Source organism: Nostoc sp. FACHB-190 (assembly GCF_014696905.1).
Taxonomy (GTDB): Bacteria; Cyanobacteriota; Cyanobacteriia; order Cyanobacteriales; family Nostocaceae; genus Nostoc_B.
The window spans coordinates 59071-73148 of the sequence record NZ_JACJQW010000031.1; the positions used below are offsets into that span (position 1 = coordinate 59071).

At 40.8% G+C, this 14078-nt stretch carries 15 protein-coding genes; 6 read left to right on the plus strand and 9 right to left on the minus strand.

Annotated elements, in window-relative coordinates; all coding sequences use genetic code 11:
- Nucleotides 1-6 precede the first annotated feature (6 nt).
- From H6G28_RS26710 to H6G28_RS26720, 3 genes are read left to right on the plus strand one after another with little or no spacing between them, the layout of a single operon-like run.
- Nucleotides 7-285, plus strand: coding sequence for a monovalent cation/H(+) antiporter subunit G (locus tag H6G28_RS26710; RefSeq protein WP_190593107.1), 279 nt, complete (start codon nucleotides 7-9; stop codon nucleotides 283-285).
- The gene (locus H6G28_RS26715; protein ID WP_190675498.1) at nucleotides 278-868 is read left to right on the plus strand and encodes a DUF4040 domain-containing protein; all 591 of its coding nucleotides are present in this window, start codon (nucleotides 278-280) and stop codon (nucleotides 866-868) included. The genes H6G28_RS26710 and H6G28_RS26715 overlap by 8 nt, the downstream gene beginning before the upstream one ends.
- Nucleotides 868-1530 (plus strand): Na(+)/H(+) antiporter subunit B, encoded by a 663-nt coding sequence (locus H6G28_RS26720; RefSeq protein WP_190675538.1) that lies wholly within the window; start codon nucleotides 868-870, stop codon nucleotides 1528-1530. The genes H6G28_RS26715 and H6G28_RS26720 overlap by 1 nt, the downstream gene beginning before the upstream one ends.
- A gap of 303 nt (nucleotides 1531-1833) precedes the next feature.
- Here the strand turns inward: H6G28_RS26720 and H6G28_RS26725 are convergent, their stop codons facing one another.
- Both H6G28_RS26725 and H6G28_RS26730 read right to left on the minus strand, forming a co-directional pair.
- Entirely contained in the window at nucleotides 1834-2289 is a 456-nt protein-coding gene (locus tag H6G28_RS26725) for a hypothetical protein (protein ID WP_190675500.1), read from the minus strand.
- Between the two features lie 232 nt (nucleotides 2290-2521).
- Entirely contained in the window at nucleotides 2522-3004 is a 483-nt protein-coding gene (locus tag H6G28_RS26730) for a tellurite resistance TerB family protein (protein WP_190593092.1), read from the minus strand.
- A 329-nt stretch (nucleotides 3005-3333) separates the two neighbouring features.
- On the opposite strand from H6G28_RS26730, the gene H6G28_RS26735 reads away from it, so the two are divergent.
- Together H6G28_RS26735 and H6G28_RS26740 are read left to right on the plus strand one after the other, a co-directional pair.
- A complete protein-coding gene (locus H6G28_RS26735) occupies nucleotides 3334-3954 on the plus strand; it encodes a hypothetical protein (RefSeq protein ID WP_190675502.1) in 621 nt (206 codons plus the stop codon).
- Nucleotides 3955-4015: 61 nt separating this feature from the next.
- The gene (locus tag H6G28_RS26740; protein ID WP_190675504.1) at nucleotides 4016-4336 is read left to right on the plus strand and encodes a hypothetical protein; all 321 of its coding nucleotides are present in this window, start codon (nucleotides 4016-4018) and stop codon (nucleotides 4334-4336) included.
- A 209-nt stretch (nucleotides 4337-4545) separates the two neighbouring features.
- Here H6G28_RS26740 and H6G28_RS26745 read toward each other — a convergent pair whose 3' ends face one another.
- The 7 genes from H6G28_RS26745 to H6G28_RS26775 form a co-directional block, all read right to left on the minus strand.
- Nucleotides 4546-5019 carry a hypothetical protein gene (locus H6G28_RS26745; protein WP_190675505.1) on the minus strand — a complete coding sequence of 158 codons (474 nt, stop codon included), beginning with the start codon at nucleotides 5017-5019 and terminating at the stop codon, nucleotides 4546-4548.
- Between the two features lie 108 nt (nucleotides 5020-5127).
- A complete protein-coding gene (locus H6G28_RS26750) occupies nucleotides 5128-6618 on the minus strand; it encodes a caspase, EACC1-associated type (protein ID WP_190675507.1) in 1491 nt (496 codons plus the stop codon).
- A gap of 751 nt (nucleotides 6619-7369) precedes the next feature.
- Complete coding sequence (gene guaA / locus H6G28_RS26755; RefSeq protein WP_190593097.1) at nucleotides 7370-8992, minus strand: glutamine-hydrolyzing GMP synthase; 1623 nt, start codon at nucleotides 8990-8992, stop codon at nucleotides 7370-7372.
- Between the two features lie 324 nt (nucleotides 8993-9316).
- Nucleotides 9317-10432 (minus strand): cobalt-precorrin-5B (C(1))-methyltransferase CbiD, encoded by a 1116-nt coding sequence (cbiD, locus tag H6G28_RS26760; RefSeq protein WP_190675510.1) that lies wholly within the window; start codon nucleotides 10430-10432, stop codon nucleotides 9317-9319.
- Between the two features lie 169 nt (nucleotides 10433-10601).
- On the minus strand, nucleotides 10602-10901 hold the full coding sequence (locus tag H6G28_RS26765) for a DUF7734 family protein (RefSeq protein WP_190593099.1): 300 nt from the start codon (nucleotides 10899-10901) through the stop codon (nucleotides 10602-10604).
- 27 nt (nucleotides 10902-10928) lie between these two features.
- Entirely contained in the window at nucleotides 10929-11522 is a 594-nt protein-coding gene (locus H6G28_RS26770) for a DUF3177 family protein (RefSeq protein WP_190593100.1), read from the minus strand.
- A 506-nt stretch (nucleotides 11523-12028) separates the two neighbouring features.
- On the minus strand, nucleotides 12029-12268 hold the full coding sequence (locus tag H6G28_RS26775; RefSeq protein ID WP_190593101.1) for a Calvin cycle protein CP12: 240 nt from the start codon (nucleotides 12266-12268) through the stop codon (nucleotides 12029-12031).
- Between the two features lie 456 nt (nucleotides 12269-12724).
- Here H6G28_RS26775 and H6G28_RS26780 point away from each other — a divergent pair, with 456 nt between their 5' ends.
- Nucleotides 12725-13939, plus strand: coding sequence for an FIST signal transduction protein (locus H6G28_RS26780; RefSeq protein WP_190675512.1), 1215 nt, complete (start codon nucleotides 12725-12727; stop codon nucleotides 13937-13939).
- Nucleotides 13940-14078: the final 139 nt, after the last annotated feature.

Consider the following 14078-nt stretch of genomic DNA (forward strand, 5'->3'; position numbering starts at 1 on the left):
ATTATGATCATCAACGCACTGAGTTATTTCTGTATTGGTTTAGGCGTTTTCTTTTGGTTTTGGGGGACTTTTCCCTTGTTGGGCGATCGCTCGGTATTATTCAAACTGCATGGTCTGACAGTAGCAGATACCCTCGGCTCGATGAGTATCATTGTCGGATTGTTACTGAAGATACCCAGTGAGTGGCCCCTACTGCTCCTGGCGTTCATTTCCCTAGCAATGTGGAATACTATGCTGGGATATGTTTTGGCTTACTGTTCCAGTAGTGAGGAAAGCCATGACTGATAACTATATCTATGTGATCATTCCTCTGCTGCCCTTGGCTGCGTCTATGGTGATCTTTCAATCCAATCCCTACCATGCTTTAGTCATAAGGGGGATATTGGGAGCAATGGCCGCATTTATCTATACAGTGTTGGGGGCGGCAGATGTAGCTTTAACCGAGGCGCTGGTGGGTACAATGTTGGCGATTACCTTATATGCGATCGCAGTCCGTTCATCACTAGTTCTGCGTCTGGGATTACTTCAAGAAGATGAAAATGCAGACTTTAAGCCACTGATTGAGAGTTTCCGCGCAATTTTTAGCAAACGTTATTATCTGCGTCTGGAACTAGTGCCATACACAGATATAGAAACCTTAAATCAGGCGTTAAATCACAAAGAAGTCCATGCGATTTGTCTACCACAGGCAAAACATGATCCTCAAGATGAAGAAACGCAACCATATCACACCATCACCAGAATCCGCCGCATTTATGACATCATACACACTCAACTGAAATCACCAATTACCAGTTTGAGCTATGTCAGTACATCACCAACCAACACACCAGATTTAAAAACACCTGTTTTGGGAGAGCATTCATGATGAAATGGCTCTACATTATTGCCGGAATCGCCCTATTTGGCAAATTTCTGTTTATTGCTAATCCTTCCTTAGATTTACCAGATATCTCAATCTTGGAAGCGGTTGTTCAAGATACTGGCATACCAAATGCCGTGTCGGGGATTATTTTTCGCAATCGCCTGTATGACACTATTTTTGAAGTGGTGGTATTTACAATCGCCATCATGGGGGCTAATTTTTTACTGGCGAATGAGAAACCATCCAACACAGTCTATCGTTTTACCGATCAACCATCAATTGTATTGGCAAGGTTAGGTGCGACTATCGCTGCTTTAGTCAGTATCGAACTAGGGATTCGGGGACATCTCAGCCCTGGTGGTGGTTTTGCTGCCGGGGTGGCGGGTGGAACAGCAATTGGTTTAGTGGCAATTACTTCATCCCCAGAATGGATGCAAGCAATTTACCAACGCTGGCAAGCTGCTACATGGGAGAAAATTTCGGTATTAGTTTTTGTGGTTTTGGCAGTGATTAATTTGTCTGGAGTGGAATTACCGCATGGAGAGATGGGCGCACTGATTAGTGGCGGTTTTATTCCCCTACTCAATCTCTTAGTTGCAGTTAAAGTTGCTTTGGGTTCCTGGGCGGTGATTTTGATTTTTATTCGTTATCGGGGATTGTTGTAATAAAAAATTTCAGACAATCACAGAGACAGCGACTTTCATCCTAGTGAGGTATGTTCTTCTAGTCTCCAGCTTCTATTACCTATATGCTTGTACGGCACATATCAATAGTGCAGTAATGTAGCATTGATATACAAATTTATATCAATGCTACATTATGGAAAATAAGACTAAAATTTTTAATTAAAAAATAACTTGAATTAGCATACGACGAGATAGACACACTGATTAGTGGTAGTTTTATCCCCATACTCAAAAATACATAGTAAACTTGCGATCGCATACTTGCCCACCGGAATAAAGTAACTACTCTCCTGATGTCCAACTTCGTAGTTTAGTTAGTGCAGGTTTAGAAGGTGTTGACAAATTGAGTCGGTATTGGAATATTGGGACATAGGAACCATTACCCTCGCGGACAGTAACGAGAAAAGCTGTTTTATTGCGTGGGTCTTTGCTGATTTTATCAATGTAACCAGACTGTATTTGTTTTATGTTTAAAGGTTTTGCTTGTTTAAATCCTGGTTTTGAAATACAAACAATAGGACTTCCATCTTGATATCTACCTGAGTAAAACCAATATGTTTGCCCTTTGGTTTGAAATTCGGATTTATAGAAAACAGTAAACCTGTCAAATTCATTTAATTGCTGATTTTGTTTACAGTTATTGTCAATGTATATTTCTTGAGCAACAGTTGGATAACTGGAGAATAAAGCTATTATTAAACTGAGAGTAAGTCCAGAGAATAGTTTTGTTTTAGACATAAATTTATTAATCAAAAGTTTCCTCTAAGAATCATACTGCTTTAACTGCAAACTTCTTTAAACAACATCTCCAAACAACTGGTAAATTCTGAGGAGCGATCGCTCAGAAATAATCTGACTGTGAAAAAATGGTAGAAAGCACCCTGAAGGTTGCGGATGATGGGAGTTTAATTTTGTTTGCGGTGGGTTAGCGATCGCCTAACCCATCGCGGCTAAGATTAAAACTTAAAATTTATTCTTCGTCATCGTCACATTCTTCGTCGTCTTCTTCGTCTTCGTCTGAGCCAAATATTTCATCTATGAGTTCTTGAGCGCGTTCGTTGGAAATATTCAACGCTTCTTGTAACTCCGAAATATAATTTTGTTCTTCATCAGGTACTTCTTGATCAATACCTACTACCAAAATGGCGGTGATGTATGCAGCTTCCCGATAACCTCTGTTGGGTAATGATTCAATTGCTTTGACAATTAATTCTTCTGGATCTTCTTCTTCTAGGAGGCTGGTTAAGGTTTCGCCTAATTCGTCAAAGTCTTCTTCCTCATAATCTTCAAATTGGGCAATTTCGCCCAGCATTTCGCTCAAGGCATATTCTTCTGCGTTAGAAATACCTTCACCATCAGATGCGGCGGAGAATAGTCCGATCAGCGCGATCGCAACTTCTGGTTCTAAAGCCACTGAACTGGCGCTACGGCCTTTAGGCAAACGTCTAGACATAAAAATCCTATAAAAGTTTGATACTGTGTCAAAAAGCAATCTCTAAGGCTGAAAATCGCTTCCACATTAGCATTCCCAAAAAAATACGAAAAAACACAGATGCTTTAGTTTTTTTTGTAAACTTTTTTATATAGTAGAAGGCAGAAGGCAAAAGTATTACTATGCCTAGCATTTAAGCTTTCACATTGTCCTAAAATATCTAACTACGCCTATATATAGAGGTTTTCACTCCAGTGAGGTACATTTCTCTAGCCTAAGCGCCTGTCTTTCCTATCCATCTCATATCATGTTCGCTTAATCACAGCGAGTTAATAAACCTAATGTAATCAATGGTTTCTCTTACTATCAAACATGGATATTTATGGCGAGTTCTGGGACGAGCTGCTGAATATAACAGATTTGTGTTTGTCCCGGTTTTAGGCGAATTATACGATGGAATAAACATTAGACCTTATCGTAGACCAGAAGAAACTCCCACATTTCCGCTAACAGACTACATAGACAATCAATTACCAAAAATTATCAACCGTTGTCGTCACAAATGCGGCAAAATCGCTGATGCTGTATGGGTGCGTGGTAGAATTCCGGCAATATTTGGCTTTACACCTTTAAGTTTGCCATTTGCGGACTATAAATACGCACTACTAGAGCAAACATTCATGGCTTGTCAGCAATCTTCTGTCAATCATGACTGGGTAGCATATCCATTTGTTTGTGAAGACTATGATTTAAGTGTTGGGTTACGGTTTATTCCAGATACTTCATTAACGGAAGTATATCAATCTATTGCCAAAGCATTTTGGGAATTACTGCTGCTGGAACCTAATCATGTTCAGCCGTTTTGTGATGGTTACATACATTACAATGAATTGGATGATGAAGAATGGTTACTTGTAGCTTTAAAAAATAGGCGCTGTATTATCGATTTTTCGGATTCTATTGATTTTTGATTGGTTAGGAAATAATTAAAAATTTCGCCAAAATAATTATATTTAATTGGAATGAAAAATAATGAATTTCTCATTTCAGACTGATGCAGACACTGTACGATTATTTCAAATAGTTGTCTGGTGTCTCAAGAAATACTTCTTCTATACAGATGATTTAGCTGTAGAATTTATCAACAGCTACTATAAAAAAAATTTAAACATACATGATGATGACTTTTATCACCATGAAATGCCGTTTAGAGTGGCGCTAAGAGTTCATTATTTTGAAGTTTTGCAGGTAGAAGCTAATAAATTTCAGGATTGGGTTAGAGAATATGATTATAATTATACTCCTAGAGAAGTCATCGATTACTTTCAACAACATTATTTTGTGAATAAGTAATATCATTTCGTAGGTTGGGCGGAGCGATAGCGTAACCCAACAAAGGCTGGATAATGTTGATTTTTATTTTTCCACCCAACCTAAATTTATGGTAAGAATTTTTTGAATTGCTATAAAGAATATTAGAGTAAAAAGGATGGCGATCGCACTCCAATATCCTCCAAGATAAAAAGCTTTTTGTGCTTGCTACATAAAAGCTAATTACCATATCAAATTTCCTTGGGAAAAATCTTTTTCTCTGTCTGAGATCCGTCTTCATTTTCTCTGATGAAAGTGTGAAATTCAAGCTCAAGTACATCACTTTTCTTCTTAAATCTCATAATTTCCCATGTTGTCGGATCTTCTTGTAATTTAGTCTGTATTATCATCACATACTTAGCTTTATCTAGAGCATTATCAATACGCTCAATAATAAAATTATTTCCATTATTCCAAAATGTTGTTGTTATTGTTAAGGTTTTTAAAGACTCACTGTCTTGAACTCTAATTCTTGTATCAGATACTAAAGATGGGTCAATGTTTAAATATTCAATAGCATGATTATATTCTGGAATACTGTTCCATATTAATTGTTCACCTTCTTCTAACAAACTAGTATCAAAATATTCTTCAGGTGACATTTCAACTATATGCCACTGCAAATCGTTGATGAGTTTATAGTCTATAAATATATTTAGGGTCATAGTTATACCACTTCATAGCGATCGCGTAACCCAACACAGTCTGGATAATATTGAGTTTTGTTACCCCATCCAATATACTGAATGTGTTCATCGAACTTAAAGTGAACTTTACCACCACATCCCTTTATCTATTAATCTGTTATTCTTAAATGTCAGAGTCACATCAGGTTTGGGAAAGCCTTTTTTCCACTTATAACGGGTGATTATTGTGCCAGAACCCGATTGACTTCCACCAGATTCTGTTCCCGGTGAACCAATGATTTTTGCAACTTCTTCGTAGGTCATTCCATATTTTACTGCTTCATACTCAGCTTGTGTAATTTCCGGTTCTTGTAGGATAGAAATTTCTGGGAAAATTGATGTGATAAAACGAAATACTCCCCACCCAAGTGTTAAGGGAAAGCTGAGAGCAATGAAAACTATTACCACACCAACCCAGGAATTAGAACTTCTCGGTTGTGACTTTAAATTTGATGCTTTGGCAAAGGGAGGAACAGGATTAGAAGGTTTTTCAGCTATTTGTGCAACTTTTAATTGTTGCGTAATTTGATTTTCTATTAGTAAGACATCCTCGTATTTAAGCTCCCAACGCTCTATGAATTGATTGAGCTTATGACGAGTTATTTCACTTAAAGTAGATTCACGTTGGATGTTATGTAAAAAAATCTGCTTATATTGTTCCAAGTTATTTTGATAGTTTTTATAGGCTTCTAAGACTGCAATTTCAATATAATTAGCTTCAACTTGAGAGATTCCTAGTTGACTCGATAATTCATCAAGATAGCGGCGATCTGGTGGAAAGATATTGCCATCAGTCAAAACTCTTTCAACTTCTTTTTGATATCTTCGTTGTGGATCACGAATCCCAGCTTTAACAAGCAAAATTTTGAAGCCCTCTTTAACTGCATAAATTTCTGGCTTCATTGCCGGGACAGTTTCTTGTACTCTTTGTTTAGCATAGTTGTGTAATTCATCTACTGCGATCGCTCCATCGCTGTTGGAATCCGCCGCCCCGGTTTCAATTCCTTCTACTAAATACTGGGTATAGATTGATAGTTCTGTCCCTTTTTGCTCAAAAGAGTATTGAGTAGAAGTTGAGGAAGTCAGTACAACTCGCCCTTCACCTCCTAACTGATTGTTCACATTGATTGAACCATCATCCTTAGCTAACAAGTTCTCTGCAAAGGCTCCGCTAAAGCAGCAGTCAAGAATAATGACTTGATGTCGTGAGCGACTGTTGCTCATGATGTCATGCACAAAAGTTGCAGGAACAGCCGTAGCTTTAACTAATTCTCCTTGAGATGTTTTGCGGGTGAGACGAGTAGCAAAGTAAAGTTTTCCACTAGAGTCTTTAATCCCATGACCGGAAAAAAAGAGTAACACTAAATCATCTCGTTTACGGTTAGCGAAAAGGTTCTCAATTGCTTCCTGCATTGCTAATGGTTCAGGGTTAATCAGTGGTTGCACACTATCAAAATTCCCCATTTCAGGATGTAGGAGAACCCTCTGTACAGCTTCCACATCTTTTGTCGCAGCAGGTAAGGGATTTAACCCTTGTGTGTATTCACTTACACCAATTAGTAAAGCTAATTTTGACATTTTAGCTACTTACCCTGTTACAAATGTTTGAGATGGCTCAATTTTTACTACTAATTTTTGACGACTATCAGCTTTAACCCTAAGTTTCCCCCATTTATTTCTACTTCTGGCGCATAACTTTTTCCAGATACAGCATTGAAACTCAATAAGATGCACCGCAAAAGAATTAAATCTAGAAATTCTTCTTTTCTCTACCTCCTGGCATATCAGCCAATACAGTTTAGATAAGAACCCTAAATTACAACAAAAGCAACAAATAATGACGAATGATACCATTTCACTTTAAAAATGATACGGATATGCAAGTAGCGCCTCGACTTCTCCTGACGGAGACGCTGCGCGAACGCTCGGCGACCAGAAGCAGAGTTGCAGAGGAAGCGATTTCTATCAGTAATTTCGTGAAATGGTATGACTCAATAAAAAACGAAAAAGTGATTCTGGAGGGGGTTTGGGGGACGCAACCGTCCCCCAATCGGGGGCGTGGGGGAGAATCCCCCAAATCTTTCTCATTGTCTTATCAGCAATAATTGTTGAAAAAAAAGGTGGGAAATACCCACCTCAATCTTTCATTTAAATATTCACTTAATTAACGCGATGTGCAACTTATTCTTGAAACCCCTCTCCAAACCTCTCCCCGTTGGCGTTAGCCTGCCGTTAGGCAAGCGGAGAGAGGCTTTGAATCTTGCTCCCCTTCCCTTGTAGGGAAGGGGTTTGGGGTTAGGTTTGAGAGAAAGTTGCACACGGCGTTTAATTACTCCCATTCGATGGTTCCGGGTGGCTTGGATGTGATGTCGTAAACTACACGATTCACACCTTTGACTTCGTTCACAATCCGGTTAGAAATTACTTCCAACACATCATAGGGGAGACGCGCCCAATCTGCGGTCATACCATCTTCACTGGTGACGATTCGCAAAACTATGGGAAAGGCGTAAGTTCTTTGATCTCCCATTACGCCAACGCTGCGAATGGGTAGCAAGACAGCAAAGGCTTGCCAAACTTCGTTGTACAATCCACGTTGATTGATTTCTTGGCGCACAATTAAATCAGCATCGCGGAGAATATTCAACCTTTCGGCGGTGACTTCACCGATGATGCGAATTGCTAAACCAGGGCCGGGGAAGGGTTGGCGCTGGACGATTTCTTCTGGTAAACCAATAGAACGACCAACTTTGCGGACTTCATCTTTAAAAAGTTTCCGCAGAGGTTCGACTAATTTAAATCGCAAATCTTTGGGTAAACCGCCGACGTTGTGATGGCTTTTAATTTTGACTGCTACCCGTTCGCCTGTTTGGGGGTCAACGTTGGTATCGGCAGATTCGATGACATCTGGATACAGTGTACCTTGAGCTAAGTAATCAAAGGGGCCGAGGCGCTTTGATGCTTCTTCAAAGGTACTAATAAATTCATGACCGATGCGACGGCGTTTTTCTTCGGGATCTGTTACACCTGCAATGGTATCTAAGAAGCGATCGCGGGCATTGACATATTCTACAGGGATATGAAACTGCTCTTGGAACAATTTCACTAACCTTTCTGGCTCATATTTCCGCATAAAGCCTTGGTCGATAAACACACAAGTCAATTGATCACCGATCGCTTTATGCAATAAAAAAGCTAGAGTAGAAGAATCAACACCGCCAGATAATGCTAAAAGTACCCGTTTATCACCAACTTTAGCGCGAATTTCTCTGATTGCTTCTTCCACAAAAGCGGCAGTTGTCCAAGTTGGTTCGCATTCGCAGATATGATAAACAAAGTTGCGAATTAAGGCTAAACCACCAATGGAATGTACAACTTCGGGGTGGAACTGCACACCATAAAGTTTCTTTTCGTGGTCAGCAACAGCCGCACAGGGAGTATTTTCTGTATGTGCCAAGATTTCAAACCCAGTTGGCATTTTCACCACGGAGTCGCCGTGACTCATCCACATGGTTGTGCCGTCTTCGACGTTGGTTAATAAGTCGGTGGGATCATCTATATATAATGAGGCTTTGCCATACTCACCGCGATCGGCTTTCGCCACTTCCCCGCCGAGTTGGTTTACCATTAACTGCATCCCATAACATACACCCAGAATTGGAATGCCTAAATGCCAAATTTCTGGGTCACAGTGGGGAGCTTTTTCGCTGTAAACTGAACTCGGCCCGCCAGAAAGAATAATGCCTTTGGGGTTAAGTTGCCGCAATTGTTCGGCTGTGGTGCGATAAGACAGAACTTCAGAATATACCTGAGTTTCACGAATGCGTCGGGCTATCAGTTCAGAATACTGAGAGCCAAAGTCTAAAATAATAATCATTTGACGCTCAAGCTGCCTCAATTCTTCTACTGGTTGAGGTGCTTGTTCGGTTAGTAGAGTCACCGCTGTATTCATGATGGGGAAGTGTGAATGAAGTAGTAGATGGTTGCACTGTGGTTTGACAAAAATACCACTTATCGCCGGAGTTACTTAGATGAGAATTGCGCTGATTGCTGAAAGCTAGACAGTACTTGGTTTAGACTCTGCTTTCTGGCACTCAGCACTTTACTATCTCTGCCTTCTGAGGCTGGTAAATGGTAAAGGAACCCCCTACAAACGCGGGTTATAAAGCGTTTGCTCGGTCATTCAATCTGACATGGTATTAGAAGGAATAAATTACCCTAGAGTGGTTACTGAAAAAGCTATTTATTTAGATTATTAATGATTATTCATATTAAGTTAACATAATTTTGCGATTAAGAAACAAGCAGTTTTACTCTTTACGATAATTTTGCGATCGCGATCAAAGAGAATTGAGCCACATTTTGGTACTGTCGTACTTCGGTTATTATGGGCTTGCATGTATTCTTGAGAACGAGTATCTATGGTTTGAGCGATCGCACCATAAACTTGATTTACCCAATCACTACCACTGACAGTATCCAATTCTCGCAGATATTTCAGGGCTGCTTCCGCCGTGGGACTATGAAATACTGCTTGTATATCTGATGACTGCATTCCCGCCAAAGCACAGTGGGCTGCTAAAATTTCCCGCCGTCCATCTGCCAAATGATGATGGGTGTGAAAAATTCCTCCCGCCAATTTCAGCAACTTGCCGTGATAACCAAACAATAAGATTTCTTTAACGCCTAAAGCATCCGCCTCGACTAACATCGGCCCCAACCAGTTAGCCGTTTTTACCAATTGTTCGGGATTAATCCCGATTTTTTGCGCCAAATCTAAACCGTTCTCGCCAATGCAAAATACCAAACTCTCAAAGCGACTGGCTTTTTGTTGTAACTCTACCCGAAACGCGGTTAATTGGTCTGGTGAACTTAACGGTTGGGAAATGCCGGTTGTTCCTAATAGCGATAGTCCTTCAACGACACCAAAGGCAGCATTAGAAGTGCGGACAGCGAGAGATCGCCCTTCGGGTAAAATAATCGTGACTGTGATTTTCTCCCCAGGTGCTAACATCCGTTGCAAGTTTGCTTGCAATAAATTTTGGGCATAACGATAAATCGCAGGTTGATCATCTGCATCCAGAATTTTGCCAATTCCTTCCCCACCTTTAATTGTGACTGCTTGTGCTGTTTCGCCACCCCAAGCCACCATTGCCCAAATTGGTGTATCCCGTGTCAAGTCAAGATTATCACCAGGGTCACTACGAGTAATTCCCAAAGCCAAATTTTCCGATAACCCCGCCACTTGTTCTATCGGGATTTCCGCGATTTGCGCTGGTGTAATTAAGTCAACCGCCACAGTTTGCCAAGACTGATTTTGGCGTAACCAATGTAACGCCGCCATCGCCGCCGCACAAGCAAACACAGGTAAAGTGTATCCAGCTTTAGTCATTGGTCATTAGTTCATAGTGCTGAGTGCATCAATTTTGGATTTTAGATTATGAAAATCTTTCAATCTAAAATTGGCAATCCAAAATCTAAAATTCTTCTGCCCCCCTGTCGCCAAGCGTTCGCGCAGCGTCTCCGTCAGGAGAAATCGAGGTGCTACTCCCCCAAATCTTTCACACCCCCACTTCCACCAACAAAGCTTGCATTGCTTCCCAAGAGATGCCTTTTTCGATGTAACGGGGTGCTTCAGGATTATACGGGCTGGCGATGCGATCGATACTGAGAATTGTGGCCTCGTCTAAGAGTACGGGGACATCAGGATCAAAAGCGGTGGGACGCATTAAAGAACTAGAAAAACCTTTGAAGACTGCAATTTTGTCTTGTTCATCGCCTATTTCCACCGTAATCAATAAAACTTCTTGGGGGCGTTTGCTGGTGTATTGTTCTAGGCGCTTGCCAATGGAATTATTCATCAAATTGGAACTTTGTCTTGGAGTTAATTACTGAGGTGTTGCTGAACGTCCTTGTTTGCCCAGCTTAATCAGAACAAAGTAGCTTAAGTAAAGTACATAAATCACTAAACAGGTAATACCCAGAAAACCGAGGAATGCAGGTTTGCTGTTGTGATGGAAGTAGTCTTTAAAGATTAAAGGGGCTTCAAACCAGACTCGACAATAGGGACTTTTAATGGCTGTTTCGGAAAAGGCACAACCGATAAAAGGAACAAAGGCGATCGCACCCAGTAAACTATAAACTGTTACAGCCCAGCGCCAAGAAGTAAAAACTAGCTTTAATAAGCCACTCTGTTGATACTCAATTTCATCATTGAGATCCACCCAAAACCACAGAGAAATCGGAATCAGAATACGCGCTATCAACCCAGAAACAAAGCTGACTGGATACTCAGCAATCATTAAATAAATTGTAATTGCAAACAAACTTGCCACTCGCCAGTAAATCATTAACAGGCGTTGTATTCCTTCTGCCCTTTGAACAAATGCCCAAATCAGCAGAATTAAGGGGATAATCAGTGTAAATAATACTGCCAGTCGATAATCAGCCCAGACATAAGGGCGAAACCACACATCTTCCATTATCTTTGCCAGACGCTCAATAAAAAGTTTGCATGAAGAACAGATATTTAATAATAACGGATACTTCTGCAAATATTGGAAATGACTATAAGACTCTCATCAGGCAGTAGTTACGGAAAAATATTTAAATAGAGGATTCATAATTTGATTTGGGAAAAAATCAGCACACCCAGAGCAGGCTTCTTTCCTACTTCCTACTCCCTACTCCCCATTCCCTACTCCCTGCTTACACAACTAGATTCAGGAATCAAACCGTATTCTTATAGCTCAATAATATTGATGTCTGGTTACTCACTTCATCCTTCATCGGGGTGAAATGTGCTTGTGTGGAGGTAAAAAAACAAGCAACTTGTGTATCCTTTACTTTTGTAACTTGTACTAACTGACAACTTGTGATTTGGGATGAGTTAAAAAACATACCCTAAAAAGGATCAAGCACAAAGTCACAGTAAATAGATTTTGGTTGCTTGCTTGATTGGATGAATAAAAATTTACCCACTCAATGTCTATTCATCGTAAACTCGACACTCAACTGCATCTGGGTTGTTGTCGCAGTACTGTTCTAGAGAATTTTTGGGCTTATTTTGGCGCTGGTGAGAGGCTTCAGCTTGCAGTTCTTCAACTGCATCCCAAGCGGCTGCACATTCAGCAGAATTGCTACCTGAGATGTCGCAGACAGCACGAGCTTGTTCTACTTCTGCTTGAATTTGTTCTTCAAGATCAACTTTGGCTTTGGTTTCGCTCATAGCTTTCGTTTTGCTGTGTGTTGTTAATACTAGTATAGAAAAGTTCAAAAATTTCTATTTTCTGTACTATCATTCATCATTCTACCTAATTAGTTGAGCCACTTAGTATCTATGGCCGCCTGATGATAGATAACCACGGTATATTGGGATATTCAGGCTGTATTTTTATTTCTAAATTACTGATTGAGGCTGGGAGTAGGGAGTGGGGAGTAGATTTGTTTGTAATTCATTTAGGAATGCTATATCTTTTAAGATTTTATAGAGTCAGTACTGCGAAGGTGCATCTATAAACTATATTTATTGCATGATTCATTGTATGTAATGGTTATTGATGAATATCTGTCTTTAAAGGCTGCTAACAGGAGGTAAGCAGGGCGGTGAGGCAGTCTGTGAGACGCTTTACCTTGTCAAAACCTGGGGCTAAAAGCACGATGAAAAAGGAAGAGATGAAATTTCATGGCAGATCAAATGCAGTGGGCTAATGCCCTATCAACCCGTCCTTCTCTAGAAGCCGCTATTACAGATGCGGTGCAGAAAACTACGTCTTCGTTAACAGCACCGGCGGATTTAGGGCTGGTATTTATTTCATCTGCTTTTGCTAGTGAATATTCTCGGCTTTTACCTTTGTTGGCAGAAAAACTGTCTGTACCCGTCATGATTGGTTGTAGCGGTGGTGGGGTAATTGGAACTACATCAGATGGGGAAACTCAAGAGATAGAAGCAGAAGCAGCTTTAAGTTTAACATTGGCACATTTACCGGGGGTGAATCTCCGCGTTTTTCATATTTTGGCGGATGAATTGCCCGATTTGGACAGTTCTCCAGATGCTTGGGTGAATTTAATTGGTGTGGAACCATCCGCCAAACCACAGTTTATCCTGTTGTCTAGTTCTTTTTCTTCCGGTATTAATGAATTATTGCAAGGATTAGACTTTGCTTATCCCGGTTCGGTGATTGTGGGGGGACAAGCTAGTGGTGGCGGTATGGGTGGGAGACAGGCGCTGTTTTGTAACGATCGCCTCTACCGTGAAGGCACTGTCGGCTTGGCTTTAACTGGTAATATTGTGTTAGAAACCATTGTGGCTCAAGGCTGTCGCCCCATTGGGAACCCAATGCAAGTTACCAAAGCCGAACGCAACATTATTTTAGAACTAGATGAAAAAGTGCCTTTGGTGGTGTTGCGTGATTTAATTAATAGCCTGAGTGATCAAGAACGCACTTTAGCCCAACATTCTTTATTTGTTGGCGTGGCGATGGATGAATTTAAAATGTCTTTGCAGCAAGGAGACTTTTTAATTCGCAGTATTTTAGGAGTAGATCCCACTGGAGGCGCGATCGCAATTGGCGATCGCGTCCGGCCTGGTCAACGGTTACAATTTCATTTACGTGATGCCGAAGCTTCCGCCGAAGACTTAGAATTTCTCTTGGAAAAATATCAAAACCAAGAACAGCCTTCATCCTCAGCAATTGCCGCATTAATGTTTGCTTGCGTCGGTCGAGGCGAAGGACTTTATGGTAAACCTAATTTTGACTCCTCACTATTTAGGCGCTACTTCCAAAATATCCCCATCGGCGGCTTTTTCTGCGGTGGCGAAATTGGCCCTGTAGGCGGTAATACTTTCCTACATGGTTACACTTCTGTATTCGGCATTTGTCGTCAGTCTGAGTGTTAAGTGCTGAGTGCTGAGTGTTGTACACTGAGCGGAGTCGAAGTGCTGAGTGCTGTAGTCTGAGTAGGAGTAGACAAGGTAGAGGGGGTAGACAAGGTAGAAAAATTGCTCCCTTCCCTTGTCCCCCTTGTCTCCCTTGTCC

Bases quoted from the DNA above. Each gene is read 5' to 3' on its own strand.
- H6G28_RS26715 (WP_190675498.1), top strand. From the start codon at position 278: ATGACTGATAACTATATCTATGTGATCATTCCTCTGCTGCCCTTGGCT.
- H6G28_RS26720 (WP_190675538.1), top strand. From the start codon at position 868: ATGAAATGGCTCTACATTATTGCCGGAATCGCCCTATTTGGCAAATTT.
- H6G28_RS26725 (WP_190675500.1), bottom strand. From the start codon at position 2,289: ATGTCTAAAACAAAACTATTCTCTGGACTTACTCTCAGTTTAATAATA.
- H6G28_RS26730 (WP_190593092.1), bottom strand. From the start codon at position 3,004: ATGTCTAGACGTTTGCCTAAAGGCCGTAGCGCCAGTTCAGTGGCTTTA.
- H6G28_RS26735 (WP_190675502.1), top strand. From the start codon at position 3,334: ATGGTTTCTCTTACTATCAAACATGGATATTTATGGCGAGTTCTGGGA.
- H6G28_RS26740 (WP_190675504.1), top strand. From the start codon at position 4,016: ATGAATTTCTCATTTCAGACTGATGCAGACACTGTACGATTATTTCAA.
- H6G28_RS26745 (WP_190675505.1), bottom strand. From the start codon at position 5,019: ATGACCCTAAATATATTTATAGACTATAAACTCATCAACGATTTGCAG.
- H6G28_RS26750 (WP_190675507.1), bottom strand. From the start codon at position 6,618: ATGTCAAAATTAGCTTTACTAATTGGTGTAAGTGAATACACACAAGGG.
- guaA (WP_190593097.1), bottom strand. From the start codon at position 8,992: ATGAATACAGCGGTGACTCTACTAACCGAACAAGCACCTCAACCAGTA.
- cbiD (WP_190675510.1), bottom strand. From the start codon at position 10,432: ATGACTAAAGCTGGATACACTTTACCTGTGTTTGCTTGTGCGGCGGCG.
- H6G28_RS26765 (WP_190593099.1), bottom strand. From the start codon at position 10,901: ATGAATAATTCCATTGGCAAGCGCCTAGAACAATACACCAGCAAACGC.
- H6G28_RS26770 (WP_190593100.1), bottom strand. From the start codon at position 11,522: ATGGAAGATGTGTGGTTTCGCCCTTATGTCTGGGCTGATTATCGACTG.
- H6G28_RS26775 (WP_190593101.1), bottom strand. From the start codon at position 12,268: ATGAGCGAAACCAAAGCCAAAGTTGATCTTGAAGAACAAATTCAAGCA.
- H6G28_RS26780 (WP_190675512.1), top strand. From the start codon at position 12,725: ATGGCAGATCAAATGCAGTGGGCTAATGCCCTATCAACCCGTCCTTCT.